Source organism: Rubrimonas cliftonensis (assembly GCF_900107585.1).
Taxonomy (GTDB): domain Bacteria; phylum Pseudomonadota; class Alphaproteobacteria; order Rhodobacterales; family Rhodobacteraceae; genus Rubrimonas; species Rubrimonas cliftonensis.
The window spans coordinates 39,231-62,425 of record NZ_FNQM01000001.1 but is presented as its reverse complement, the minus strand read 5'-3'; the positions used below and the strand labels follow the sequence as shown (position 1 = coordinate 62,425).

The following is a 23,195-nucleotide window of genomic DNA, read 5'->3' as shown; positions in this document are numbered from 1 at the left end:
GTCTCGCGCCCAGCCCCCCCCGCGCGCGGCCGCGCGGCTGGAACCCTCTGCGGCCTCAGGCCTGCGCTGCGGCGGGGCGCCGGCGGCGGGCCGGTTCAGGGGCCGTCTGCTCCAGCGCCCAGGCGACGCGGCCCCAGTAGTCCCGCGCCGCGCCGGCCAGCACGATCTGCGTCGACTCGCGTCGCCGCGCGGTGCGGTCGTCGAGCGACGCGCTCTCCTCCAGCCTCAGCCCGGCGCCGGCGGCGCGCAGGCGCCACTCCGCCCCCGACGGCGCGACGACCACGACCGCGCCGCCCTCCAGGCGCGCCGAGACCTCCGGCGCGAGGTGGAAGCGCACGAGGAAGGGCAGCGCGCCGCCGGCCCTGCGCGCCGCCGCGTCGAAGCGGCGGCGGGCGGCGGCGTCGGGACAGGAGAGCGTGTCCTCGCCGCGCAGGTCGCGCCCGTCATGGGCCAGCAGCAGCCGCCGCGAGACGACCGCCCCGAAGCGGGCGAGGTAGCCGTCGTGCTCGCCGCGCAGCCACTGGCCGATCTCGTCGCGGGCGCGCTCCACCGAAACGGTCGGCGGCGGCGCCCTGAAGCGGCGTCCGCGGACGCGCGCGGCGAAACCGGCGGGGCCGAGCCGCGAGGACGAGACGTCCGCCACCTCCACGGCGGAATGCGCCGCCGTGGCGCGCGCCGCCGCCGCCCAGGCCGCGCCGAAGGCGGCGCCGGGGCCGATGGCGCCGAACACCCGCTCCCGACCGACGGCGAACTCCAGCGCCAGCGCGCTGGCCCCCGCCACGCCCGTGGGCGGCGGCGGACCGGCGTCGACGATAAGCGCCGCGCGCCCCGCCGAAAGGCGCGCGAAGCCCATCGCGGCGTCCCGGCGCAGGCCGCGCGCGCCATGGGCCGGGGCGGCGGCGGCGCGGGCGAGCGCGGGGTCGGCCAGCGCGTCCGCCGCCGGGCCGGCGCCGTGGAACCGCGCGAGGCCGCCGTCGCCCAGCACCACGGCGCGCAGCGCCGGCGCCGCCCGCGCCAGCGCGCCGGCGGCATGGGGTTCGAAGGCCTCGCCGCGCCGCCCGGCGATTTCCGCCACCCAGCCCAGCAGCGCGACGGCGCGGGCGAGATCGGCGGGGTTGCGGGTCTCCAGCCCGCCGTCGCCGTCGATCAGAGCCTCCGCCGCGGCGCCGAGGGCGCGCAGGCCGGCGCGCAGCTCCCTGTCGCGTCCGTCGATCGCGGCGGCGCCGGCGACGAGCCCCGCAGCGGCCTCGAGCCGGCCGAGCCCATGTGGCGCGGCGCGCATCCGCCGCGCGACATGCGCGACATGGGCGTCGAGCGACAGCGCGAGGCGCCGCGCCTGCTCCGGGGTCGCCCCCGCGCGCAGCGCCGGCCACGCGCAGGCGAGCGCGCCGAGCCGGCGCCCGGCGACGTCGGCCCGCCACACGTCCGCCCCGCCGCCGCCGCGCTTCAGCCAGTCGTAGACCCAGCCGCGCAGGCTCGCCCGGTCGCGCCGGACCCCCGCCAGCGCGTCGTCGAGCCACCCGAAGTCGGCGAGTTCCCGCGACCATTCCGGCGACGGCGCGCGCGCCGAGAAGGGCGAGACGGCGCCCGCCGCGGGCGCCGCGCCGCGAAAGAGCGCCGCCTCGCGCGCCAGCAGCCGCGCGCGCTCGGGGTCTCCGGTCTCCAGCGGATCGAGGGCGCCGCCGGTGGGCGCCGCAGGCCGCGCGCGCCGCGCCGCCATCCAGGCCGACCAGCGGTCGCCCCAGCGGCGCAGACGCCGCCCCGCCAGGGCGCCGAGCGCGCGAAAGACTTCAACGGCCTGCGACATTCCCGCCCTGCTCAGCCTGCTGCCGCGGCAGCATGGAGCGGGCGGCGGCCCATGTCACGCCTGCGGGTCGCAAAAGGCGCGCGGCGCCGGGGCCTTGCGGCGCGATCCTCACGCCGGCTTGTCGAACCGCGCCGCGAAGAAGCCGTCCAGCCCGCCGGGCCGGAGATCGGGCCAGAGGTCGGGCCGGCAGCGCAGCCAGCCGCGGCGGTCGACGAGCGGCCCGCAGACCTCGACGTCCTCGGGCCGAGCGGCCAGCGCCTCCGCCGTCGCGGGCGTCGGCCTGGCGTCGGGCGTGCGGGCGGCGAAGCCGCGGGCGCGGGCCTCGCCCTCCTCCGGCAGCAGCGAGCAGGTGCAGAACACCAGCGAGCCGCCGGGCGCGACCATGCTCCACGCGGCGTCGAGCAGCGCGTCCTGCAGCGCCGCCATCTGCGCGACGTCGCTCTCGCGACGCAGATGCGCGATGTCGGGATGGCGGCGCAGGGTGCCGACACCCGTGCAGGGCGCGTCGAGCAGCACCGCGTCGAAGGGCGCCTCGGGCCGCCACTCCCGCGCGTCGGCGGCGACGACCTCCGCCCGGAGCCCGGTGCGCGCGAGGTTCTCCCGCAGCCGCTCCAACCGCTGGGCGGACATGTCGAGCGCCGTGACCTCGGCGCCCATCGCGGCGAGCTGCATCGTCTTGCCGCCCGGCGCGGCGCAGAGATCGAGCGCGCGCCGACCCGCGAGCGGGCCGAACAGCCGCGCCGGCAACGCCGCGGCGGCGTCCTGCGCCCACCAGGCGCCCTCCGCATAGCCTGGCGCGGCGGTGATCTGGGCGCCCTCACCCAGCCGAAGCGTGCCCGTGGGCAGGATCTCCGCGCCGAGCGCCTCGGCCCAGCGCGCGGTCTCGGCGCGGTCGCGCGGCGTGAGGTCGAGCGGCGCCGCCTTCAGCTGCGCCGCGGCCATGGCGTCGGTCGTCGCGGCCCCGTAGGCCTTCACCAGCCTGCGGCGCAGCCAGGCCGGCGTGGCCGCCTTCGCCGCCTCGGCGCCGGAGAGGCGCACGGGCGCGGCCTCGGTCGCCCGCCGCGCCACCGCGTTGACGAGACCCGAGAGCTTGGCGGAGCGCCGCTCCTCCTTCGTCAGCCGCACCGCCGCGTCCACCGCGGCGTGGGGCGCGACGCCGAGCGCGCCGACCTCGGCCACCGCCAGCCGCAGCGCGTCGCGCGCCGCGCGGGCCTTGGCCTCGATCGGCGCGCGCATCAGCTCCGCCAGCAGCGCATCCACCGGGCCGAGCCAGCGCAGCACCGCGGCGGCGAGATCGCCCGCCCGCGCCCGCTCGGGCCCGGTCAGCGCGGCGAGGCCGGCGTCGGCCTTCGCGGCGTCGAGGCTGCGCCCGTCGTCGAGCACATGGGAGACGAGACGCAGCGCGGCGCGGCGGGGGGCGAGGCCGTGGACGTCGCTCACAACCGGCGGCCGCCGGCGCGCGGCGCCCGCGGGACGCGCGGCGCGACCGACCCGCTTGGCCCGCGCCCCCACGGCGCGCCGCCCGAGGGCCCTGCGCCGCCCGAAGACCGGCCCGCGCCGCCGCCCGCCATCTCGCGCAGCGCGGCGATGCGGTTCTCAGCCGCCGGGTGCGTCGCGAACAGGCTGTCGAAGCGCCGCCCCGACAGCGGGTTCACGATGAACAGATGGGCCGAGGCCGGGTTCCGTTCCGCCGACCGCATCTCCATCCGCCCCGCCATCCCTGAAATCTTCGCCAGCGCCGAGGCCAGCGCCAGCGGCTGCCCGCTGATCTCCGCGCCCGCGGCGTCCGCCGAATACTCCCTCGTGCGGCTGATGGCCATCTGGATCAGCAGCGCCGCGATGGGCGCGAGGAACACGCCGAGCAGCACGCCGATCATCCCCAGCGGGTTGCGGTTCTCGCCGCTGGAGGACGCGCCGAAGAACATGCCGAACTGCGCCAGCATCGAGATCGCGCCGGCCACCGTGGCGGCGACCGTCATGATCAGCGTGTCGCGGTTGCGGATATGGGCGAGCTCATGGGCGATGACGCCCGCCAGCTCGTCGCGGTCGAGCGTCCGCATAAGGCCGGTGGTGACGGCGACGGCGGCGTTCTCGGGGTTGCGGCCCGTGGCGAAGGCGTTCGGCTGTTCGGTCTGGATCACGTAGACCGCCGGCATGGGCAGGCCCGCGCGCCCCGCCAGCCGCTCGACCATCCCGTAGAGATCCGGCGCGCCCATCCGCGTGACCGGCTGGGCGTTGTGCATCCGCAGCGCCAGCTTGTCGCTGTTCCACCAGGCGTAGGCGTTGGTGGCGAGCGCGAAGACGAGCGCGATCAGCGCACCGGTCGCCCCGCCGATCAGAAAGCCTGCGCCGAGAAACAGCGCCGTCATCGCGGCGAGCAGCATCATGGTCTTGACCGCGCCCATGGCCCATATCTCCCATGTCATCTGACGGAGCCGAATATATGGACGACGCCACCGACAGCAAAGAGCGCCGCATCGCCGAGGCGGCGGCGCGCGCGCTCGCCGAAGCGAAGGCCCGCCGCGCCGCCGAGGCGACGGAGGCGCGGCCCGCCGAACTGGGCGGACGCGACGGCCCCGAGCCGACGCGCTTCGGCGACTGGGAGAAGGACGGCGTCGCCTGCGACTTCTGAGCCGCGCTTGACATCGCGCCGGCGCCCCCGCCCCCTCGATGGACAAAACAACGCAAGGGGGGAGAAGCCATGAGGCTGGAGGGAAAACGCGCGCTCGTGACCGGAGCGGCGTCAGGGTTCGGGCGGGGCATCGCCGAGAGTTTCGCGCGCGAGGGCGCGCGGGTCGCCGTGCTCGACCTCAACGCCGAAGGCGCCCGCGCGGTCGCGGCGGCCATTCCGGGCGCCCTCGCCCTGCCCTGCGACGTGACCGACGGCGCGGCGCTCAAGGCGGCGGTGGACGAAGCGGCGACGGCCTTCGGCGGGCTCGACGTCGTCGTGAACAACGCCGGCTGGACCCATCGCAACAAGCCGATGCTCGACGTGACCGAGGCCGAGTTCGACCGCGTTTTCGCCGTCAACGTCAAGGCGATCTACCTGATGGCGCAGGCGGTCGTGCCGCTGATGCGCGCTCAGGGCGGCGGCGTGATCCTGACCGTCGGCTCGACCGCCGGCATTCGCCCCAGGCCGGGACTGACATGGTACAACGGCTCCAAGGCCGCGGCGAACCTGCTCGCGAAGTCGATGGCGGTGGAGTTGGCGCCGGATCGCATCCGCGTCTGCGCCATCGCGCCGGTGATCGGCGAGACGGCGATGCTGGAGGACTTCATGGGCGCCCCCGACACGCCGGAGAACCGCGCCCGCTTCGTCGCGTCGATTCCGCTGGGCCGGATGTCGCGCCCGCAGGACATCGCGGCGGCGGCGACCTATCTGGCGTCCGACGAGGCGTCCCTGCTCACCGGCGTGGTGCTCGAGGTGGACGGCGGCCGCTGCGTCTAGGTGGCGCGAAGGGCGCAACAGAGGGCGGGAGACGGGCTTGAGGACCATCGCGCGCGCGCTGGCCGGACTGATCATCGCCGCCCTGCTGGTCGGCGCGGGCGCGCTCGGCCTGATGCGATCGCTGCGCGAGGACGCCCCGCCCGAGAGCGCCGAGCGCGCCGAGCGCAGCTACGCCGCGGCGATCGGCAAGGTCTCGCTGGGCCGCGTCACGCCGGTGACGACCGCCTGGGGGCGCATCCGGAGCTGGCGCACGGCGCAGATCAGGCCCGCGGTCAGCGGCCGGGTCGTCTCGCTCTCCGACAGTCTGCGCGACGGCGCCGCCGTGCGCGCCGGCGCCGAACTCGCCCGCATCGACCCCGCCGACTACATGGCCGCCGTGGCCGAGGGCCGCCTCGCCCTGCGCGAGGCCGAGGCCGACGCCGAGGAGGCCGCCGCGGCGGAGACGGCGGCGGCGGCGGAACTGCGGGCCGCGCGGCGCCAGGTCGCCCTGCGCGCCGCCGCGCGCGACCGGCGCGAGAACCTCACCGGGCAGGGCTTCGCCTCGGGCGCCGCGCTTGAGGAGGCCGAACTGGCGCTCGCCGCGGCGGAGCAGGCGCTGGCGGGCTTTGCGCAGGCCGAGACCACGGCGCGGCTCTCCGTCGCGCGCGCCAGGATCGCCGCCGAGCGGGCCGCGCTCGCGCTGGAGGAGGCCGAGCGCCGCCTCGCCGACACGACCCTGGTCGCGCCCTTCGACGGGGTGATCGGCGAGGCGGACGTCGCCGTGGGCGACGTGCTCAGCGCGAACCAGACCGTCGCGCGGCTCATCGACCCCTCGGCGCTGGAGGCCGAGCTGCGCCTCAGCGGCGCCGCCTTCGGGCGGCTGCTGGACGACGGCGGCAGGCTCCGTCAGGCGCCGGTCGCGGCGAGCCTCTCGCTCGGCGGCGCCGCGCTGACGGTCGAAGGCTGGCTCGACCGGCCCGGACCCACGGTGGAGGGCGCCGGCCGCACCGTCTTCGCGCGGCTCGAGCCCGGACCCGGCGCCGTCCTGCGGCCCGGAGACTTCGTGACCGCCGAGATCCGCGAGCCGGCGCTGGAGCGCGTCGCCGTCCTGCCCGCCGCCGCCGCGACCGAGGACGGGCGCATCCTGCTGGTCGACGAGATCGGTCGGCTGCGGGAGGTCGTGGCGACGATCCTGCGGCGCGAGGGCGACAGGCTGATCGTTTCGGGGCTGGAGGACGGCGCGCGCTATGTGGCCGCCCGCGCGCCGCAGCTGGCGCCGGGCGTTCTCGTGCGCCCCGGCGAGGGCGCGGCCGAGCCGCCGGGGCCGCTCTCCGCCGCGCCGGAGGACGCGCGCGGATGAGCGGGTTGATCTCCTATTTCATCCGCCACCGCACCGCCGCGGGGCTCGTGGCGGCGCTGATGTTGCTGGCGGGCTTCTGGGCAGCCGGCTCGCTGCGCCAGCAGTTCTTCCCCGACATCGTGATCGAGCAGATCCGGGTCGACGTCGCATGGCCGGGCGCGAGCCCGGAGGACGTCGACCGACAGATCACCGCGCGGCTGGAGCCGGCCCTGCGCGCGATGGAGGGCGTCGAGGGCGTCTCCGCCCGCTCGACCGAAGGCGCCGCCTCGATCGGGGTCAGCTTCGAGCCCGGGCACGACATGGCGCGCGCGTTCAGCGACGCCCTCGGCGTCGTCTCCGCCGAGAGCGGCGGCCTGCCGGACTCGGCGGAGCGGCCGCAGGTGCGCCAGACCACCTTCCGCGACCGCGTGACCGACGTGGCGCTTTGGGGGCCGGTGGACCGCGAGACCCTCGTGCGGCTCGCCCAGGAGCTTCAGGCCCGACTCTACGCCGCCGGCGTCACCCGCGTCGCGCTGCGCGGCGCGCCGGAGCCGGAGATCGTCGTCGCCGCGCGCGAGATCGACCTCGTCCGCCACGACATCGAGCTGCAGGAGATCGCCGCCCGCATCCGCGAGGCCGCCTCCGCGACGCCGGCCGGCGAGGTCGGCGAGGGCGGCGCGCGGGTCCGAGCCGGGGCCGACGCGCGCAGCGCCGAGGCCGTCGCCGCCATCGCCCTGCGCCGCGAGCCGGGCGGCGGCGCGCTGGCCGTGCGCGACCTCGCCGACGTCCGCCTCGACGCGGACGGCGACGGCGCGTCCTACGGCGTCGGCGGAGCGCCGGCGGTGATCCTCGCCGTCGACCGCGGCGAGGACGGCGACGCCGTGGCGATCCAGAACGCCGTCGCCCGCGCGGCGGACGCCCTGCGGCAAGACCTGCCGGCGGGCGTCGAGATCGCGCTGACAAGGACGCGCGCGCAGGCGATCACCGACCGGCTCGACCTGCTGATCTGGAACGGCGCCATCGGGCTGGCGCTCGTGCTGGGGCTGCTCTTCCTGTTCCTCTCCGCCCGCGCCGCGCTGTGGGTGGCGTTCGGCATCCCCGTGGCAGTGGCGGCGGCGCTGGCCCTGATGTGGGCGGCGGGGCTGACGCTCAACATGATCTCGCTTTTCGCGCTGATCCTGTGCCTCGGCGTCGTGGTGGACGACGCCATCGTGGTCGCCGAGCACGCCGACCACCTCGGCGCCCGCGGCATGGCGCCCGAGGCGGCGGCGCAGGCGGCGGCGGAGCGGATGCTCATGCCCGTCTTCGCCGCCTCGCTGACGACGGTCATTGCGTTTCTGGGGCTGGTGGCGATCGGCGGGCGCTTCGGCTCGCTCATCCTGGCCATCCCGCTGACGGTGACGATGGTGCTTGTCGCCAGCCTGATCGAGTGCTTCCTGATCCTGCCCGGGCACATGCGCCAGGCGCTCGCGGGCGGTCGGCGCGGCGGCTGGGCGGACGCGCCGGCGCGGCTGGTCGACCGCGGCTTCCGGCGCGCGCGCGAGCGGCTGTTCCGGCCCCTGCTCACCGCCGCGGTGCGCTGGCGCTGGGTCGTGATCGGCGGCGCCGCGGCGCTGCTCATGGCCAGCGCCACCCTGCTGACCTCGGGCGCGGTGAGCTGGCGCTTCTTCGACGCGCCGGAGCGCAGTTCAGGCTCGCTCGACTTCGCCATGCTGCCGACCGCCGGGCGCGGCGACACCGAGGCGATGCTGGCTGAGACGCTGCGGGCGCTGGAGGCGGTCTCGCCCCGCTTCGCCACGGCTGACGGGGCGCCCCCGGTGGTCTTCGCGCTCGGCGTCTCGGGCGGCTCGGCCGGACGCGGGCTCGCCGGCGCCGAAGGCAGGGACGCCGAACTGCTCGGCGGGGTCTCGATCGAGGTGGTCGAGCCCGAACGCCGCGACTGGACCGTGTCCGCCTTCCTGCGGGCGTGGCGGGAGGAGATCAGGCCGCATCCGCTGACCGAGACCGTAGCAGGGCGCGGCGACGCCGCCGGGCCGGGCGGGGACGCGCTCTCCATCGACCTCGTGGGCGACGACCCGCGCGTGCTGAAGGCCGCCGCGGAGGCCCTCAAGGCCGCGCTCGCGCGGCTCGAACCCGTCTCCGCCGTGGAGGACGACCTGCCCTTCGACAGGGAGGAGCTGACCATCGGGACGACGCCGCGCGGCGCCGCGCTCGGCTTCGACGCCGAGAGCCTCGGCGCCGCCCTGCGCGCGCGCCTGACCGGGATCGAGGCCGCCGAGTTCCCGATCGAGGGCCGCACGGCGACCGTGACGGTCCGCCTCGCCGACGCCGAGCGGACCGCCGACTTCATCGACCGCGCGGCGCTGCGGGCGCCCGACGGCGGCTGGGCTGCGCTCGGCGACATCGCCGCCGTCTCGCGCGGGTCCGGCTTCGCGACGATCACGCGGCGCGACGGCTACCCGGTGCTCACCGTCTCCGGCGAGATCGACGGGACCGACCCCGCCGCCGCCGCGGCCGCCGTCGCCGAGATCGAGGGCCGCATCATGCCCGACATCGCCGCGCGCTTCGCGGTGGACTGGCGCGTGGGCGGGCTGCGCGAGCAGGAGCAGCGGTTCCTGGCGGACGCGCGCGTCGGGTTCCTCGCCTGCCTCGCGGGGATCTACGCCACGCTGGCCTGGGCGTTCGGCTCATGGTCGCGCCCGCTGCCGGTGCTCATCGCGATCCCGCTCGGGCTGATCGGCGTGCTCTGGGGCCATCACTTGATGGGCGCGCCGCTCTCGATGTTCTCGGTGGTGGGGCTTCTGGGAATGGCGGGCATCGTCATCAACGACAGCATCGTGCTGGTGCGCGCCGCCGACGAGCACGCCGCGCGGCGAGGCCTCGCGCCCGCATTGGTGGAGGCCGGCTGCGACCGCCTGCGGGCGGTGTTCCTGACCACGGCGACGACGGTGGCGGGGCTGGCGCCGATGCTGTTCGAGACCTCGACCCAGGCGCAGTTCCTCAAGCCCACCGTGATCACGCTGGCATTCGGCCTCGGCTTCGGGATGGTCCTGGTGCTGGTCGTGACCCCCGCGCTGCTCGCCGCGCAGGGTGACCTTGCGGCGCTGTGGCGCTCGACGCGTCGCCTGCCGCGCGCGCTGGCGCGGGCGCGCAGGATGCGGGCGCGGGCGGCGGCGTGAGGCGCTTCGGCCGAAAGTCCTTTTCTGGCGCAGCTCCAGCGAACGGCCGCCTCCCCCGCGGCCCGCGCCGGCCGCACGCGCCAAGGGTCGGGCGAAGCGCCTCCGGGCCGCTGTCAGCCTCCCGCGCGACACGGAGGAAGCCGGCTGCGACGGCTGCTAAGGCGATGTCGCCGACCCGCAGGTGATCGGGCGCATGAATCCCGGCGCCCCCGGGCGACCAGCGGATGGATCGGTCCGCCATGGTCGCCGTCGATGGTTCTCGCAAAGCGCCGCCATCGGCGCGGATTGAGATCATGCTGCGTCACCAGCCGCCTGACCTTCGCGCCCTTCCGACCCGACTTCAGCGACATCGTCATCGAACGCGCCGGCCTCCGCCCCGGCCACGACCCGAGTTCTCGGATCCACGCGCCGCAAGCGGCTTGCGGTGGCGTCTCGACGTCGGCCTTTTCCGCGGGAAAGGGCCGGGCCGGTCGAGCCGCACGCAGAAAACTGTCCGGTCCGAGGGACGCATGCCAACTGCTGACGCCGACCCGCGACAAGCTCCGCCGCGCCGGGGCGGTCATCACGGCGGCTGTAGAACGCGGCGTCTTCGCGATTGTCTCCGCCCGAGAGGCCGTCCGCTCGCACGAGAGCGCTTCGATCACGGTTTCGAGCCTGGCGGGTTGGAGCATCCGCGTCGCCCCCGACGCTAGGCGGACGCCGCCGCGCATCTCGACTGTGAGCGCCGGCGCCGCCGTCACGCGGGGATTGGCCAGGCGAACGGTCTGCAGTCCGTGAAGGCTGCAGGCGGTCGTGCGGTCCTGCCGCGGTCAGAGGTCGATGTCTCGCTCCTGCCGCAGGGCAGGCTCCTGCTGGTCCGACCCTTCGAGAAACCGCCGCATCCTCTCCTCGCGGCTTTCGGCGTCGCCATCGCCCGATTGCAGCATGTCCGAGGTATATACCTCACCTCGCTTGTCGCGAAATCCGGTCGTCTTGTCGGTGTGGACAACGTGCTCCCGGATCGAGCCGTCTTCGGCCAGATCGACGCTGTGGCGGATCGAGTGGTCCCCGGTGTCGCGCCATGTGCCGCGACCATCCTTCTTGTAGCCGTTCGTCGAGCCGTCGAAGCTCTGCAGGCCCTTGTCGCCCATGACGACCTCCTTCGCCGTCGCGAAGCCATGGCCCGCGACCTTGACGACAAATGACGAAAATCCCGAAGAATCTAGCATGAAACGGCCTATGCGTCTAAATTTGTCGCCAGTGGGCCGTCCCATGGCCGGCGCTGCGCCGATGGAGCGAATGTGGCACGATCCGTCACGCATTTCCTGCGGCTGGGGGGCTTCGCGGCGCTCGCAGGTCCGACCATTTCCGGCGGGCAGCCCGCCCTCGGCGTCGCCGCTCTGGCCGCCTTCCTTGGGGCGATCGCCGCTTCGCATGCGGCCTACGCCACGGCGGCGCGGCGGCTGGGGCTGTGGAACCCGGCGGCGCATCATCTGTGGTTGTGGCTGCCGTGGCGCGCGCTGGCGTCTGCATACCTCCGGCTTCGCGCCTACATCGACAACGAGTGGCGCAGCGCCGGAGCCCCGACGGGGGGGTTCGCCGGAACGCTGACTAAGCTCTGCCTGGTGTTCCGGCCAGGCGACGTCCTGCTGGGCAGGCTGTCGATCGCCGGCGTCGGCTTCGCGCAGCCCGTGGGCCAGCGGCTGGAGCGGCATCTGTTCATGCTGGCCGGGACGGGCGGCGGAAAGACCTCGTTCCTGACAACGATGCTGGCGCTGCACCCGGGCAACGCGTTCGTGATCGACCCCAAGGGCAAGATGGCCGAGACGCTGCGCGCGCGCCGCGGCGGCGGCGGCGACGGCGTGATCGGCCTCGGCAAGTCCATCGCCGTGCTGGACCCCTACGGCATCGTGCCGAACCAGATCAGCGACTGCTGGAACCCGCTCACCGAGATCGAGACGGCCATCGCGCGCGAGGGGCCGCTCGCCGCGGTGCGCTACGCCGACAAGCTTGCCGAGGGCCTCATACGCATCGAGGGGCGACAGCCCTATTTTCCGCGCGCCGCCCGCAAGTTCCTCTCGGGGCTCGTGCTCTATGTGCTGACCGAGGATCCGCCGCCGATGCGGACGATGCTGCGCGTCCACCAGCTCGTCAACGCCGGACTGGCGGAGGACATGCGCCGGGCGACCGGAAAGTCGGTGACGCCGCAACAGGGTTTCCAGTTCCTCCTGCAGGAGATGGCGCGCAACACCCGGTACGCCGCGATCGCCTCCGCGGCGTCCGTCTTCTCCGACGCGCGGTCGGCGGGGGACGTGATGGCCGGTCTGAAGGTGGCGCTGTCGGTCTATGACAACGATCTCGTCCGCGCGATCTCCGCCCACTCGACCTTCAGCCTGCACGACCTCAAGCTCGGGCGGCAGGACGTGTTCGTATGCGCGCCGACCGGGTCGGTGAACGGTGAGCTGTCGGACTGGTTCCGGCTGCTCACGGTGATGTCGCTCGCGATCTTCGAGAGCGTCCCCGGCGATCTGAAGCCCAAGTGCTTCTTCGCCATCGACGAGCTTCCGAGCCTCGGCGCCATCGAGAAGCTGGACAAGGGGCCGGCGGTGCTGCGCAGCTATGGCGTGCAGTTCCTCGGCGTGGCCCAGACGCTGTCGGCCCTGAGCGACGTCTATCCCAAGACGTGGCGAAACTGGCTTGGCAACGCCGACGCCGTGTACTGGATGGCGACCAACGACGACGAGACGGCGCAGCAGCTGGCCGAGACCCTGGGCCGCGCCACGGGGTCCGGCGTCGAGACGGAAGTGCTGACCGCCGATCAGATCAAGCGATACCTTGATCCCGACACCTGCAACGTGATCGTCACCCGGTTCGGCAAGCGCGCGCTCAAGCTAAAGACAAGTCCCTACTTCAGGGAACTGCCGGTCTACTATTACACGCCCGACGGCGATCATCGCGAACGGCCGCTCCGGCGCGCCGCGCGCGCCCTGATGCGGCGCCTTTCGCCCGGGAGGGCGGGCCCCGTGCGCACAAGGACTTCCGCGCCGCCCGCGGCGCCGGCGCCAAGACTGAGGCCGACCATGGCCGCGGCGCCCGCCACTCCCGTGGCGACCGCGCCGCGGCCGCCCGGCGGCGCTCGGGTCGCGCTCACCCGCTCGGAGACCAACGCGCTGGCGATGTTCGCGCTTGGTCCGGAGTATGACCGCACCGCGCTGGACGGCGCGCGCGCGGCGCTGTTGCAGGGTCATGGAGCCGACCCAAAGGCGATCCGGCTTGTCGAAGCCGGCTATCGCGTCCTGGAAAGACGGCTCGAAGCATGACGGCGCGCGCTTCGTCGCGGCGGCCGAATGTCCTGCGCTCCGGTCCCGGCTGGTTCCTCATCGCAGCGACAGCCGGCGGAGCCGGCATCCTCGCCCTCAGGTTTGCGGACGCAAGCCCGTGGATCATCTGGGTTTGGCCGGCGCTGGTCATCGTGGGCTACGCTGCGGCGAGCCTCGCCGCGAAGGGACGTCGCGGCGGCGTCGAGGCGATTGGCGACAACTGCTACTATCTGGGGTTCCTGTTCACGCTGGTCAGCCTGGCCCTGACGCTGCTGCAATCGGTCGGCGCGGACGGTGCGATGGTCGGCTCCGTCGGAGGCATCATCGTCGGCTTCGGCGTGGCGCTGGCGTCCACGATCACCGGGGTCCTGCTGCGCGCGACCATAAATCAGGGCGCGGACTCGCAGGATCCGGCCGTTTCGCTGTCGGATGTCGCGGATGAGGCGCGGGCCGCGGCCGAAGCCGCGCGCATGGCCGGCGAGAAGGTGGCCGCCAATCTCGAAGGCCTCGACGCCGCGATCCGGAGGGTCGTGGCCGAGCGCGTCTCCGCCGCCGGCGAGGCGGCGCAGGCCGATGCGTCCGCCCGTGCGACGGCGATCGCCGAGGAGGTCGGCCGCGTCCTGTCGGCGATGATCGCGGACATGGAGCGTCGCGGCGCAGAGGCCGCCGAGGCCGGGCGCTCACAGGCGGCGGCCGGATCCGATGCGCTCATGCGAAGGCTCGACGCGTCGCTGTCGGGAGCGGCTGAGCGGTTCGCCGCCGGCGCCGAAAAGGTGGAGACGGCGCTGGCGCAGGCTTCGGCGCGGCTCGTCGCGGGCGTCGACGCGGCGGCGCAGGCGCAGGCGACGGCGGCGGGGCGGACGCGCGACGCCGCCGAGGCGGCGCTCGTCGACGCCGCGAGGCGCCACGCCGACGCCCACCACGCCGCGGTGGCCGAGGCGGCGGAGGCCAGCGCCGAAAGGCTCGCCGCGGCGGCCGCCGAACTGACGGCCGCGATGGCCGCCTCCCGCGACGGCCTCGCCGCGCTGCTGGCCGGCGTCGAAGCGAGGGCGCAGGAGGTGGCGCGTTCGCTCGAGAACGGTCTCGGAGCGGCCGCGGCCGGCCATGGCGAGGCGATGCGCCGCGTGCTCGCGGAGTTCGACGCGCTCGGCGCCGGCGCAGCCGAAGTCGCCGCGAAGCTCGCCACGCGCGCGGACGCCATGGCGGCCGACGCGACACGCCTGGCGGACGGCGCGACCCAGGCGCACGAGCGCCTCGTCACGGCGACGACGACCTTCGGCGACGCGGCTCAGCGGCAGGGCCGCGCCTTCGAGGAGCGTCTCGCCGCCGCGGTCGACGCGATCGGGGCGGCCGGGCGGCGCGTGGACGCCTCCTCGGCGGAGGCTTCGCAGGCGCTCACGGCGGAGGTGGGATCGCTGCGCGCAGCCGTCGAGGGGCTCGCCAGGGTTCTCGACGGGGGCGCGGCGAGCTTCATTGCGGCGCGGGAGCAGATCGAGGCGGTGCTCGACGAAACCGAGGGCGCGCGATCCGCCTGGGGCGACGCGGTGATGGAGGCCGACAAGCTGGCGCACCGACTGCGCAACGCCGGCGGGAGCGCAGGATGATCGGCGCGTCCTCCCTTCGCCGCGGCCCGGAGCGCGGCGTCGTCCTCGGTCTCGCCATCGCCGAAGTCTTCATGCTGGCGGTCTTCGTCCTCCTGCTCGTCGTCGCGATCTCGGAGAAGGGCAAGCTGAGCGCGGAGCAGGCGCTCGAGGCCGAACGCGCGCGCAGCGGCGACGACCCGCTGGCGGCGCTGGCGCCGGCGGCGCGCGAAGCCGTCGCGCAGGCGGCGCGCGACGGCAGGCTCGCCGCGGCGCTTGCGAGCCCACTCGATCGCGGAACATTCGAGGCGCTGAACGCGTGGCTTGGCGCGGTTGGAGCGGAGGCGGCGGCCGACGCTCTGGAGCGCCTGCGGTCGGGGGCCGCGCTGTATTCTCCGCAGCGCGGCGAACGGATCGTCGCCGACCCCGATGCGCTGGCGCTGCTGAAGGCTGCGTCGGGCCTGCCGAAGGGCGGGGTGGCGGAGCTGGCGCGCGTGGCGCAGGCCCTGTCCGAGGGCGCCGCGGTCACGCCGCCCGGGCCTGCCGCGGAAATCGCCCGAAAGCTCGCCGACGTCCCCGCCTGGGCGCTCGACCGTCTTTCGGAGCCGGACGCCCTGCTCCGCGCCGCCGAAGGACTGGCGACAGAGGCGACCGTCGGACGCGATCGCATCCAGCCGCTGCTCGGCGCGCTGATCGCCGCCGCCGGTCCCGAGGCCGCGCTGGACTGGCTGAAGGCCGGCGCCGCGACGGCGGCGGACCCCGACATCCTCGACGCGATCGCGGGCGCACAGGTTCTGCCCGGCGGCGGCGCGCAGCTCGCCCAGACGGCGCGCGCGCTTGCCGGCGGGGCCGCGCTCGCGCCGCCGGGCCCCGCGGCGCGCATCGTGGAGCAGCTCGATCGGACGCCGCCCGCCCTGCTCGAAGCGCTCGCCAGACCCGACGCGCTGAACCGCGCAGCGGCGCTTCTTGCGCGGGAAGACACGCAGCGCGAGGCCGAGGCCGGCAGGCTGCTCGAAGCGCTCGTCGACGCCGCCGGAGAGGACGCGGCGCTGGAATGGCTGGCGGCGGGAGCGGCCATGGACCGCGCCACGCGCGAGACGGCGCTGGCGGCGGCCGGGGCCGGAACGCTCGGCGAGACGCTCGCGCTCCACCGGCTGGCGCTGGAGTTCGGCGCAGAGCGGGTGGAGAACGCCGTGCGCGCGGGAGAAACGGCGCAGAGCCGGCTGGAGGCGGCGCTCTCCGCCGCGCGGCGCGACGTCGTCGCCGAAGTCGAGGCGGCCGTCGGCGCGACCGTCGCGGCCGGAGGCGGCGCCATTGACCGCGCCACCGGCGCGATCACCTTCGGCGAGGCGACCGCGTTCGCATCGCAGGAGGCCGCCGTGGGCCCGGCGCAGTCGGCGCTGCTGCGCGACCTCTGCACGCCGTGGCTCAGCGCGTTGTGCCGCGTCGGAGACGTGATCGACGAGGCGCGGATCGAGGGACATGCGTCCTCGGAGTGGGAGGGCGCTCCCGACGGAGCGACGGCGTACCGGTTGAATCTGGACCTGTCGCAACGCCGCGCCTATGCGGTGCTGGAGGCATGTCTCGCCTTCACCGGCGACACCGCGCTCGGGCGATGGGCGCGCAGTCGCCTCGTCGCGGTCGGGCATTCGTCGTCGCGGCCGATCCTCGACCCCGCGACCGGCATCGAGGACGCGCCGCGCTCGCGTCGGGTGGTGTTCCGCGCCACGATCAACCGCGACGCATTGCTCTCGGGGGAGGGATCGCGCGCCTCGGCTCCCCCCGACTGCGGCTAGGCGCGCCGCAGTGTCCCGTTTCGACAACGACTTCTGGGCGCTGCACGCCTTTGTCATGCGGCTGGACCGGCCGGGGCGGCCCGATCCATCCCTGGCCGACCCGCCCGGCGGCGCCGGGAGCGAGCCCGGCGAGGCCAAAGCGCGCCGCCCGGCCCGGCCCTCGAGCCCGGGGAGCGCTCAACGGCCGAGCGCCGACCCGACGGCGGCGCGCGGCGCGCCGCCCCCTGCGCCGCAGCCGGCGCCGCCGACGCCTGCGCCGCGGAGCTTCGGCCGCCGCGACTTCGCCCTGCGCTGCCTGTTTGCGCTGCTCATGCTGCTGCCGGCGACGCCGCCCTGGGCCGACGCGGCTGCGGAGGCCGCGTCGATCCTCGTCGCGCTTGGCGCCGTCGGCGTCCTCTCCCGAGCGGCGCTCCTGCGCGCTCGCGACGGCGAGGTGAAGGATCCGCTGCTGGCGCTGTTCTTCGTTCCGATCCTCAACATCCTCCTCGGCATGGCGAGGCGCTCCCGGCGGCCGGGCGGCCACGCGCTGCGGCTGGGGCGCGCCCGGTTCCTCTCCGCGATGATCCTGTCCCTCGCGGCCGCGGGGCCCGGTCTCGCCCTGCTTCACGTCGCGGCGCTCGGCGACGCCGGCGGAAGCGTCAGGCTCGACCGCGCGGATGGGGCGCCGCCCGTTCTCGCCGGGCTCGCGGAGTGGACCGTCCTCGAACTGACGGCCTCCCCGGCGGGCTGGAGTTCCGGTTTCCGGCTCGCACTGTGCATCCTGTCCTGCGCATTCGGCGCTGCGCTCTGCGCGATCGTCGCGCGGTGGCGCGATCTGGGGTGGCGCCTCCCCGCCACGCTCGTCGTGATCGGATCGCCGCTCATCGCCATCGCGCTGTTCGTCGCGATCGGCCGGTCCCCGTCGAGAAAGCCTTAACCGCGTCGCGCTATCGCTTCCGGCGGCGGAGATGCGCGTGGAGGCGCCGGATGTCCCTCGATGTGGCGAACGACGAGCATGTGCTGATGGCGCAGGCGGTCGCGGCGCAACGCGCGGCGGCCGACCCGGCGCTGCGGCCGACGCGCGGCGTCGTGGTCGATGCGCGCGGCGACCCTCGCGCATGGCGACTTGGCTTCCGGGACGCCGCGACCGGCCGGGCGATCGCGCACCCGGCGTGCAGCGCGATGCGCTTCGCCGTCGTGGAGTTCGCCGAGCTCGGCGTGGAGACGCCGCTGCCGACCGCCGTCACCGCGCGGCGCAGCGTCTAGCGTGCGCAGCGCCACGGCGCGCGCCGGCGCGCCTCAGAACTGCATGACGCCCGCCGCGACCCCCTCGGCGCCGCCGGCGGTGGTCTGCGCGACCGTGCCGATCGCCGGCAGGAACTTCACGATGTCGGCCGGCGTCCGCAGCCACTTGTAGAGCTCGGAAGTGGTCGCCGCCGACTTCATGAAGTCTTCCTGCACACCGTCGCCCAAGCCGATGCTGACGATCCAGGGCTTCCCGGCCGGAATGTCGAGATTCTTCACCTTCTCCGCCGCAGCCAGCGCCAGCTTGTCGTCGGCGGGCGCGCCGTCGGAGAAGAAGAACACGAAGGGCGTGAAGTCCGACGCCTTGCCGGGATGACGCCGCAACAGCGCAGCGGTCTCATCGAACGCCGCCGCTGCGTCGGTTCCCCCGAGATTGCCGCCGAAGGTGGCGATGGCGTCGGCGTCCACGTCGGTCTCCGCGGCGGCCTCGCAGATCGGCTGGACCGACGAGCCGAACGCGATGATCGAGACCTTGAAGTAGGGCTTCTTGCCCTGCGACGACATCTCGAGCTGGGCGAGCAGGTGCTTGAGCGACTCGTTGACGGCGTCGGCGGGCGGGCCTGACATCGAGTGACTGTCGTCGATGACGAAGACGACGTGCCAGGGAGTTTCGGACGTTACGCGGGATGCGGGCATGGTCGATCTCCTGTCCTGATGCCGGGCGAAGGCTGGTTAGGGGCTGAAGTCGAAACGCCATCCGTCGGAGCGAATGACATCGGTGGGGCCGACCTCGAAGGTGAGCGGACGCGGCCGCGGCGCCTTGCGCGCATCCAGCCTCAGCATGCGGTCGCTCCGCGTCACGGTCACGAGTTCGGGCCAGTCGAAGGTGAGTTTGAGGGTCAGCGCGCCGTCCGCGCGTTCGTAGGCGAAGCCTACCGGCGCGAGCCGCGGGTCGATCGCCGAAAGGTCGCCGGCGCCCTGCGCGCTGTGACCGAACTCGACCCTCCGGCGCACGCTGATCGGGCTGTGCGGCCCGCCGCTCTGGCGCGAGATCCGCATGACCGGCTTCGGCGTCGTCCACTCGGCCGGCGCATGGTCGTCGACCCTGCGGCCCATGGCGCGCAGCCACGCGTGCGGTTCGGGCAGATCGGCGGCCGTGGGCGCGCGCAGCGCCTCGGCGAGCAGGTCGGCGCCGTCCGGCCAACCGCGGGAGAGCTCCTTCGGGATCACGTCGCGCCCTGTCGCCAGCGCCTCCGGCGACAGGAGTTCGTCGCGTAGCAGCGCCTGCCTGACAGAGGATCGCCACACCATCAGTTCGCAGCACAGCACGCCAAGCGCGAAGCGGTCGTTCTCGACGAACACGCCCTCGTCGGCGCCGGCGGGGTCGGCGCTGCTGCGCCGCATCAGCTCGGGGTGCTGGTAGCCCGGGGAGCCGAGCATGCGGATCGGCTGACCGGCGTGGCGGCGCGGCAGCGGCGGCGTGCCGGCTGCCGTGAAACCGTCGTAGTCGATGAGGACGCATTCCACCCGACGCCGCTCGTCGTCCCACCCGATCATGATGTTGCCATGGGACAGGTCGCCGTGGACGATCCGCCGCTTCTCCAGACCGGCGACGGTCTCGCAGAGCTGGGCCGCCAGCCAGCCTCTCTCGTCGGCGTCGAACGCGTCGAACGCGTCATGGTTCTTGAGGTGGGCGAAATCCTCGCCGTTGACGTCGTAGCAGACGTGGATCGAGATGTTGCTGTCGTCCAGCGGCACGCCGTTGACCGTGGCGCGCCTTACCGAGGCGAAGGGAACGCCCGAAAACAGCCAGTCATGGGAGCGCGCGAGCCCGTGTCCCACCAGCTTGTCCATCCGGTCCCCGCGGCCCGGCAGCCCGTTGCGGAACGCCTTCACGATGCAGGGCACGTCGCCCAGCGCGGGGCTGCTCATGGTCGCCGGCACGGCGTAGCCCTCGGCGCCGCCGCGCGGCCATCCCTTCGGGAACGGCTTCGGAAACCTGATCGTGACGAGGGCGCCGCCGCCCGATCCGCCGCCGCTGTTGCGGAGCTGGAACTCCCCGCCGGCGAGCTGCTTCACGGTGTAGGCCGTCAGCATGGCGACCCGTGATTGAGCAGACGCGCCGCGCCGGCGCGGCCCGACTGCGCGACGTCCGTGACGGTTCCGGGGCGCCGCATGGCGCGCGTCACGGTCCGTCGGGTCATGTCGGGCTCGGCGCGCCGGCGTCGTCGAGGCCCTGCCCCGCCCCGGACTGCGCCTCCGGCGCGCCGGCGCCCGACGCGGCGGGGCGCTCGATCCGCGGCCACGCGATGATCGCCAGCGCGTAGTTGTCGCGCTCGGCAAATTCGCCGAAACGCGACGGCAAGGCTTCCAGACCCGCCGCCAGCGCCTCGCTGTCGCCGAACTCGCCGGCGAACGCCTCAAGCGTGACGTCCGCTTTGCTCAGCGTCCTGTCCACGCCGTCGGAACAGGTTGTTATCTGGACATGCTCGACGTCGGTGGTGTCGATCACCCCGGCCGCGATGTCGCTCGCGCGCACCATCGGCGAAACGAACTTCGAGATCGCCAGATCGTCGGTGGAGCGCAGGATCGACCTGACGCTCTCCTCGCCGCCCCTGCTCCGGCGCAGAAGGCTGACGCCGCCATCGCCCGCGAACGCGATCAGGCCGCCGTTATGCGCGACCGCCGCCACGATGATCGTGGAATGGTGCCAGACGTCCATGCCGTCGCGGTTCTTGAGAAACACCCTGGCGGCGAAGTCGGGCGGGTAGCCGTGCACGTCATAGAGCAGATTGCTGCGGTCGGCCTTGATCGCCGCGGCGATCCGCTCTGCGCATCGCTCGCGGAACGCCTCGACATGGGCTTCGGTGATCCTCTCCGCCGAGGACATCCCTTCCCGCCACATCTGCTTCAGAACGGCGTAGGCGCTGAAGGACGCGACCTGGGCCCCGCGCTGGGTCCAGAACGCGCCGGTGCTCACGCCGTCGCAGACCACCGAGAACGAGAGCCTGCGGCCGCGGTCGTCGGCGATCGCGCCGCACACGCAGAAGTCCTGATTGGAGTGCTTTTCCTGTTCGGGGCCGAACACGGTCGCTCCGAGGCTTCCGTCGCCGTCATAATCTATCGCCGCCATGTCATCGTCGGTCAGCTCGACCGGCAGGCGGATCTGATAGGGCAGGAAATGGTCGGATCGCGACGGCGGAAACAGCTTGAGGTCGGTCGTCGGCTCCACGCTCCAGTCGCCGAACGCGTTGCCGATGTTCCGGTCGACGAGCGACATCAGATCATGCTCTCGCCGCGCCGCCAGAACGCCGCGGCGACACGAGTAGACGCGCCAGATCGACCGTTCCGAGCGAGCGTTAATCGAATCCACCACCTAGCCCTGAAGCGCCTGCGACGAATCGCATCGTGATCCGGGGTTAACGTATCAACACGTCCAGCGGACGTTAAGCCGTTCCCCTCGCGTCGCACATGCTCATCGCCGCGCGGCTTCCCTGCGGCTTTGGCGCGGCGTCGCCGGTCTCGCCCTCCGTCACCTCATGGGCGACGATCCCGCCGCGATCGGGCTCGACGCAGACATGCGGCTTGCGCTTCGAACGCCGGCTCCCGCAGTGTCCGGCGCGCGCCCGGACGGAGGAACTCCGGACCCGCGCCGTCGAGCACGATGTCCAGCGATCCGCGGCGCGGCATCGTCGACGGGCTCGAAACGGGACGGCGGGATCACGGCTCACGCGGGCGACCTCCGCACGCCAGGGCCGCACGGCGCCTCCGGCGACCTCTGCGCCAGGCCGTGCGGTCTTCGCGCGCGGCCCCCTACCCCGGACGTCCCCGCACCCCCTCCGCCGCCTTGCGGATCGCCCTGCGGTCCGCGTCGGACTTCCGCCGCAGGTTCGAGAGCTGCATCTTCATGCGCATGTTGCTCCTGAAGCGACTCTCGTGGCGGTCGAGGAAATCCCAGTAGAGCGTGGTGAACGGGCAGGCCTTTTCGCCGGTCGCCTGTTTCGGGTCGTAGCGGCAGCCCGAGCAGCAGTCTGACATGCGGTCGATGTAGGCCCCGGAGGCGCAGTAGGGCTTTGTGCCCATCACGCCGCCGTCGGCGTGCTGGCTCATGCCGGCCATGTTGGGCAGCGACACCCAGTCCACCGCGTCTAGATACATCCCCATGTGCCAGTCATGGGCGGCCTTCGGCCGGGCGCCCCAGAGCATCAGGAACAGGCCCATCACCATCAGCCGCTGGATGTGGTGGGCGTAGCCCTCGCGCAGCACCTGGCCGACGCTGTCGCGCAGGCAGGCCATCTCCGTCTCGCCGGTCCAGAAGAACGCCGGAAGGTCCGCGTCGGCCCCGAGTTCGTTGCGCCCGGCGTAGTCGGGCATCAGCGTCCAGTAGACGCCGCGGGTGAATTCCCGCCAGCCGAGGATCTGGCGCACGAAACCTTCGACGGCGTTGAGCGGGGCCCGGCCGGCCCGATGCGCCTCCATCGCCGCCTCGCAGGCCTCGCGCGGTGAGATCAGCTTGAGGTTCATCGCCGCCGAGATGCGGGCGTGCCAGAGCGTCGGCTGGCCTTGCGCGATGGCGTCCTGATAGTCGCCGTAGAGCGGCAGCCGGTCCTCCACGAAGGCGCGCAGGTGGACGAGCGCCTGCCGGCGCGTGACCGGCTCGGCGAAGCCCTGGGTGGAGCCCGGCGCGTCGGGAAAGCGCTTCTCGACCATGCGGATGACGTCGTTGGTCACGTCGTCGGGCGCGCTGTGGGGGCGGCGCGGCACGAGGCCGGGGCCGTCGCGGCCGAAGCTCCTGCGGTTGGCCTTGTCGAAGTTCCACTCGCCGCCCAGCGGCTCGCCGTCCTCCATCAGCCAGCCGGTGCGCCGGCGCTGGGCGCGGTAGAAATCCTCCAGGATGAAGCGCCTGCGATCGCGCCGCATGTCCGCCCACTGCTCCGGCGTCGTGAGAAAATGGCGGTCCTCCCGGATCACGATTTCGGGGGCGGCGGCCTTCAGCGCCTCCAGCACGCGCCAGTCGCCAGGCAGGACGACCTCGACGCGCTCGGGGGCGTGCTCGTCCACGGCGGCGCGCAGGCTGTCGGCAAGCGTCTGCGGCGCGCCGTCGTCGAGGCGGCGGTAGAGGACGCGGCGACCCTCGGCGCGCTGAGCTTCCGCGAAATGGCGCATGGCGGCGAAGAACAGCACGAGGCGCTTCCTGTGCTGGGGGACGTAGGTCGCCTCCTCGGCGGCCTCGGTCATCAGGATCGCGTCGCGCGCGGGGTCGAAGCCGTCGAAAAGCGCGCTGTCGGCGTCGAGCTGGTCGCCGAGAACGACGCAGAGTCGGCGGACGGGTGCGGCGTCGCTCATTTCTTCTTCGCCTCAAAGCGGCAGCGGTCGGAGCAGTAGCGGACCTCGTCCCAGACCTTCGCCCACTTCCTGCGCCACGCGAAGGGGCGGCCGCAGGCGGCGCAGGGCTTGGACGGCAGGTCGGCCTTCTTCGTCATCTTCGCCATGCTCGCCAGCCTATCGCGTTACGCCCGCGCCCTCACCCCGGCCCTCTCCCGC

General features: G+C 74.0%; 18 protein-coding genes. 9 read left to right on the top strand and 9 right to left on the bottom strand.

Annotated elements, in window-relative coordinates; genetic code table 11:
* Positions 1-55: 55 nt before the first annotated feature.
* The 3 genes from BLW43_RS00260 to htpX all read right to left on the bottom strand — a co-directional run bounded on the left by BLW43_RS00260 (position 56) and on the right by htpX (position 4,212).
* Complete coding sequence (locus BLW43_RS00260; protein WP_093247495.1) at positions 56-1,807, bottom strand: heparinase II/III domain-containing protein; 1,752 nt, start codon at positions 1,805-1,807, stop codon at positions 56-58.
* Between the two features lie 108 nt (positions 1,808-1,915).
* Positions 1,916-3,247: a transcription antitermination factor NusB gene (locus tag BLW43_RS00255; protein ID WP_093248104.1), complete on the bottom strand. Its 1,332-nt coding sequence runs from the start codon at positions 3,245-3,247 to the stop codon at positions 1,916-1,918.
* Complete coding sequence (gene htpX / locus BLW43_RS00250) at positions 3,244-4,212, bottom strand: zinc metalloprotease HtpX (protein WP_093247494.1); 969 nt, start codon at positions 4,210-4,212, stop codon at positions 3,244-3,246. Before htpX ends, BLW43_RS00255 begins: the two co-directional genes overlap by 4 nt.
* Positions 4,213-4,250: 38 nt before the next feature.
* Between htpX and BLW43_RS00245 the strand changes: the two genes are divergently transcribed.
* From BLW43_RS00245 to BLW43_RS00230, 4 genes are all read left to right on the top strand, one after another.
* Positions 4,251-4,439, top strand: a complete 189-nt coding sequence (locus tag BLW43_RS00245) for a DUF1674 domain-containing protein (RefSeq protein WP_093247493.1) — start codon at positions 4,251-4,253, stop codon at positions 4,437-4,439.
* A 69-nt stretch (positions 4,440-4,508) separates the two neighbouring features.
* On the top strand, positions 4,509-5,255 hold the full coding sequence (locus tag BLW43_RS00240) for an SDR family oxidoreductase (RefSeq protein ID WP_093247492.1): 747 nt from the start codon (positions 4,509-4,511) through the stop codon (positions 5,253-5,255).
* Positions 5,256-5,292: 37 nt separating this feature from the next.
* Complete coding sequence (locus tag BLW43_RS00235; protein ID WP_093247491.1) at positions 5,293-6,594, top strand: efflux RND transporter periplasmic adaptor subunit; 1,302 nt, start codon at positions 5,293-5,295, stop codon at positions 6,592-6,594.
* Complete coding sequence (locus tag BLW43_RS00230) at positions 6,591-9,752, top strand: efflux RND transporter permease subunit (RefSeq protein WP_093247490.1); 3,162 nt, start codon at positions 6,591-6,593, stop codon at positions 9,750-9,752. Before BLW43_RS00235 ends, BLW43_RS00230 begins: the two co-directional genes overlap by 4 nt.
* A gap of 809 nt (positions 9,753-10,561) precedes the next feature.
* Here the strand turns inward: BLW43_RS00230 and BLW43_RS00225 are convergent.
* Positions 10,562-10,882, bottom strand: a complete 321-nt coding sequence (locus tag BLW43_RS00225) for a hypothetical protein (protein ID WP_139283939.1) — start codon at positions 10,880-10,882, stop codon at positions 10,562-10,564.
* Positions 10,883-11,032: 150 nt separating this feature from the next.
* Between BLW43_RS00225 and BLW43_RS00220 the strand changes: the two genes are divergently transcribed.
* The 5 genes from BLW43_RS00220 to BLW43_RS00200 are packed head-to-tail and all read left to right on the top strand — an operon-like array spanning position 11,033 to position 17,672.
* The gene (locus BLW43_RS00220) at positions 11,033-13,051 is read left to right on the top strand and encodes a type IV secretory system conjugative DNA transfer family protein (protein WP_093247488.1); all 2,019 of its coding nucleotides are present in this window, start codon (positions 11,033-11,035) and stop codon (positions 13,049-13,051) included.
* Complete coding sequence (locus tag BLW43_RS00215) at positions 13,048-14,655, top strand: hypothetical protein (RefSeq protein WP_093247487.1); 1,608 nt, start codon at positions 13,048-13,050, stop codon at positions 14,653-14,655. The genes BLW43_RS00220 and BLW43_RS00215 overlap by 4 nt, the downstream gene beginning before the upstream one ends.
* A complete protein-coding gene (locus BLW43_RS00210; protein WP_093247486.1) occupies positions 14,652-16,427 on the top strand; it encodes an OmpA family protein in 1,776 nt (591 codons plus the stop codon). Before BLW43_RS00215 ends, BLW43_RS00210 begins: the two co-directional genes overlap by 4 nt.
* Positions 16,428-16,437: 10 nt before the next feature.
* The gene (locus BLW43_RS00205; protein WP_093247485.1) at positions 16,438-17,343 is read left to right on the top strand and encodes a hypothetical protein; all 906 of its coding nucleotides are present in this window, start codon (positions 16,438-16,440) and stop codon (positions 17,341-17,343) included.
* 50 nt (positions 17,344-17,393) lie between these two features.
* Positions 17,394-17,672 carry a hypothetical protein gene (locus BLW43_RS00200; RefSeq protein ID WP_093247484.1) on the top strand — a complete coding sequence of 93 codons (279 nt, stop codon included), beginning with the start codon at positions 17,394-17,396 and terminating at the stop codon, positions 17,670-17,672.
* Positions 17,673-17,705: 33 nt separating this feature from the next.
* On the opposite strand, the gene BLW43_RS00195 is transcribed toward BLW43_RS00200, so the two are convergent.
* The 5 genes from BLW43_RS00195 to BLW43_RS00175 form a co-directional block, all read right to left on the bottom strand.
* Positions 17,706-18,347 carry a vWA domain-containing protein gene (locus BLW43_RS00195; protein WP_093247483.1) on the bottom strand — a complete coding sequence of 214 codons (642 nt, stop codon included), beginning with the start codon at positions 18,345-18,347 and terminating at the stop codon, positions 17,706-17,708.
* Between the two features lie 36 nt (positions 18,348-18,383).
* Positions 18,384-19,748 (bottom strand): serine/threonine-protein kinase, encoded by a 1,365-nt coding sequence (locus BLW43_RS00190; protein WP_093247482.1) that lies wholly within the window; start codon positions 19,746-19,748, stop codon positions 18,384-18,386.
* A 103-nt stretch (positions 19,749-19,851) separates the two neighbouring features.
* Positions 19,852-20,931, bottom strand: coding sequence for a hypothetical protein (locus BLW43_RS00185; RefSeq protein WP_093247481.1), 1,080 nt, complete (start codon positions 20,929-20,931; stop codon positions 19,852-19,854).
* A gap of 533 nt (positions 20,932-21,464) precedes the next feature.
* On the bottom strand, positions 21,465-22,997 hold the full coding sequence (locus BLW43_RS00180) for a cryptochrome/photolyase family protein (protein ID WP_093247480.1): 1,533 nt from the start codon (positions 22,995-22,997) through the stop codon (positions 21,465-21,467).
* Positions 22,994-23,143, bottom strand: a complete 150-nt coding sequence (locus BLW43_RS00175; protein ID WP_093247479.1) for a DUF2256 domain-containing protein — start codon at positions 23,141-23,143, stop codon at positions 22,994-22,996. The genes BLW43_RS00180 and BLW43_RS00175 overlap by 4 nt, the downstream gene beginning before the upstream one ends.
* Between the last annotated feature and the right edge of the window lie 52 nt (positions 23,144-23,195).

What these genes read in the sequence shown, in the direction of transcription:
- BLW43_RS00260 (WP_093247495.1), bottom strand. Translation starts at nt 1,807, where the DNA reads ATGTCGCAGGCCGTTGAAGTCTTTCGCGCGCTCGGCGCCCTGGCGGGG.
- htpX (WP_093247494.1), bottom strand. Translation starts at nt 4,212, where the DNA reads ATGGGCGCGGTCAAGACCATGATGCTGCTCGCCGCGATGACGGCGCTG.
- BLW43_RS00245 (WP_093247493.1), top strand. Translation starts at nt 4,251, where the DNA reads ATGGACGACGCCACCGACAGCAAAGAGCGCCGCATCGCCGAGGCGGCG.
- BLW43_RS00240 (WP_093247492.1), top strand. Translation starts at nt 4,509, where the DNA reads ATGAGGCTGGAGGGAAAACGCGCGCTCGTGACCGGAGCGGCGTCAGGG.
- BLW43_RS00230 (WP_093247490.1), top strand. Translation starts at nt 6,591, where the DNA reads ATGAGCGGGTTGATCTCCTATTTCATCCGCCACCGCACCGCCGCGGGG.
- BLW43_RS00225 (WP_139283939.1), bottom strand. Translation starts at nt 10,882, where the DNA reads ATGGGCGACAAGGGCCTGCAGAGCTTCGACGGCTCGACGAACGGCTAC.
- BLW43_RS00215 (WP_093247487.1), top strand. Translation starts at nt 13,048, where the DNA reads ATGACGGCGCGCGCTTCGTCGCGGCGGCCGAATGTCCTGCGCTCCGGT.
- BLW43_RS00210 (WP_093247486.1), top strand. Translation starts at nt 14,652, where the DNA reads ATGATCGGCGCGTCCTCCCTTCGCCGCGGCCCGGAGCGCGGCGTCGTC.
- BLW43_RS00200 (WP_093247484.1), top strand. Translation starts at nt 17,394, where the DNA reads ATGTCCCTCGATGTGGCGAACGACGAGCATGTGCTGATGGCGCAGGCG.
- BLW43_RS00195 (WP_093247483.1), bottom strand. Translation starts at nt 18,347, where the DNA reads ATGCCCGCATCCCGCGTAACGTCCGAAACTCCCTGGCACGTCGTCTTC.
- BLW43_RS00190 (WP_093247482.1), bottom strand. Translation starts at nt 19,748, where the DNA reads ATGCTGACGGCCTACACCGTGAAGCAGCTCGCCGGCGGGGAGTTCCAG.
- BLW43_RS00185 (WP_093247481.1), bottom strand. Translation starts at nt 20,931, where the DNA reads ATGTCGCTCGTCGACCGGAACATCGGCAACGCGTTCGGCGACTGGAGC.
- BLW43_RS00180 (WP_093247480.1), bottom strand. Translation starts at nt 22,997, where the DNA reads ATGAGCGACGCCGCACCCGTCCGCCGACTCTGCGTCGTTCTCGGCGAC.
- BLW43_RS00175 (WP_093247479.1), bottom strand. Translation starts at nt 23,143, where the DNA reads ATGGCGAAGATGACGAAGAAGGCCGACCTGCCGTCCAAGCCCTGCGCC.